This is a genomic window from Jeotgalibaca caeni (genome assembly GCF_028863945.1).
Lineage (GTDB): Bacteria > Bacillota > Bacilli > Lactobacillales > Aerococcaceae > Jeotgalibaca > Jeotgalibaca caeni.
Genome location: NZ_JARBEA010000131.1, coordinates 1 through 1,325, shown reverse-complemented (window position 1 = coordinate 1,325; position 1,325 = coordinate 1). Strand labels below are relative to the sequence as shown.

The following is a 1,325-nucleotide window of genomic DNA, read 5'->3' as shown; positions in this document are numbered from 1 at the left end:
ACTACTATATCTGAAAAAAAGAAAATAGTAGGCAGGAACCCCCGTCGGGGTTTCTACCTACTAATCTTAGTATGTTTTTAATAGTAGTTTATTTTTATGGTTTGGAATGATTTAGATATGTAGTAGCTAATCTAAATAGCAAAAGGGCAACTGACATAATTGCTAGATACATAAAGATAAGCAATAGAGTAGCTTCGAGACCTACCAAGTTTTGATTCTTGAAGAAAAAATTAAAAATTCCATAATATGCCAGAAAAGGGCTGCTTAATTGTAAGAGGATCGAGATTGCAAAAAGAATAGTGGCCTTTTTATTCAAAAGTATCGCTCCTAATTAAAAGGATGGGAAGTTACTGATGTAGAATGACTTTCATAAAGTATTTGAACATCGACAAAAGCCGCAGGAACCTATTCACCTCCGCTTCCTGTAGATAGACTAAGGTTTTTTTAATTATTCGTATATGAATATTTGGTGAGAAATTAAAGTAAAAGTGTTATAATCAGAAGTAGCGAAATGACCTTATTAAAGTTGAAATAAACATTAACTAATCAAGCTCCCAATGCAATGATTTCCTTGTTCATTACAAATGATTCCGACCTTTATGAAACTAGTGCGAATATTGATCTGAGGAGGAATGAAAGTTGAAACGCAAACATTTTTTGTATCTTCTACTTGCTATCATATTTTTAGCTGGATGCACGAACAATGACACAACAGATGACACTGCTAAGGGTCAGAAAACTTCTCCGGACATCAGTGTTTTTGCTGCGGAGTATGAAGAGGATAACAAGCGTCCTTATCTTGAAGATGACATGTATTATACCGTAAACGAAGAAATAAAAATTCTATCCCATGAGTTCATTACAGATCAGGATGGCAATCCGGCGCTTGTGCTGTGGCTCCATTATAAAAACAGCTCAGATCAGGACATCATTCCGATGGGTGTCCGCTCGTATTTCCACTTCTATCAAAATGAACAAGAACTGGAACACTTTGCCTATTTATCAGAAGAATTTTCAAAAGAGAACCCTCCATACGCAGAAGCCTATCAACGTGCAATTGCTGGAGTAAGTCCGGGTGAGGAAGTTGAGTTCTATTTTGCCATCTCACTGAAGGATAAAAGCGAAGTGCAACTAAAATTGGATGAAAAGAATCAAAGTGGGGACGACAATCAAATCACGTTTCGGCCCTAAAAATAAAAAGATGTGTCAGTGGATCAAATCGTCCGCTGGCACGTCTTTTTTTACACAAAAAACTTTATGAACGCTCCGCGTTCTATGCCATGACGGAAAATCACGTGCAGGAGTATAATAGGGATGGCAATACA

At 36.9% G+C, this 1,325-nt stretch carries 1 protein-coding gene; it reads left to right on the top strand.

Annotated elements, in window-relative coordinates; translation table 11 throughout:
- The first annotated feature begins 639 nt into the window (after positions 1 to 639).
- Positions 640 to 1,191 carry a DUF5067 domain-containing protein gene (locus PVE40_RS12750; protein WP_274732310.1) on the top strand — a complete coding sequence of 184 codons (552 nt, stop codon included), beginning with the start codon at positions 640 to 642 and terminating at the stop codon, positions 1,189 to 1,191.
- The last annotated feature ends 134 nt before the right edge of the window (positions 1,192 to 1,325 follow it).